Annotated in this window: 1 pseudogene; it reads right to left on the bottom strand. The window is 40.6% G+C overall.

The window, feature by feature from the left end:
- Window positions 1-239 (bottom strand): annotated as a pseudogene (locus SB660_RS23540) (tartrate dehydrogenase); the annotation flags it as partial.

Below are 239 nucleotides of genomic sequence, written 5' to 3'. Positions count from 1 at the left end.
ATATTGCTGGAATTGTTTACGAATCGGCATAATAAATTCCCATACCGTAACATCATCTGGTACACGCGCATCACCAATCGCACCGAATAATATCGCATCATAGTTTCTTAATGTAGTGAGCGCATCTTTTGGCATCATACAACCATGCTGTACATAATAATCCGAGCTCCACGGAAAAATGGTCGTTTCAATGTCTAAAGATGGTTCATCTTGGCGCAGTTGTGCAAGCACTTTTAATG

Source organism: Bacillus sp. SIMBA_005, from assembly GCF_046535585.1.
In the GTDB taxonomy this organism is placed as follows: Bacteria; Bacillota; Bacilli; order Bacillales; family Bacillaceae; genus Bacillus; species Bacillus pumilus.
The sequence above is the reverse complement of the archived record's forward strand: the minus strand, read 5'-3'. Positions and strand labels throughout refer to the sequence as shown.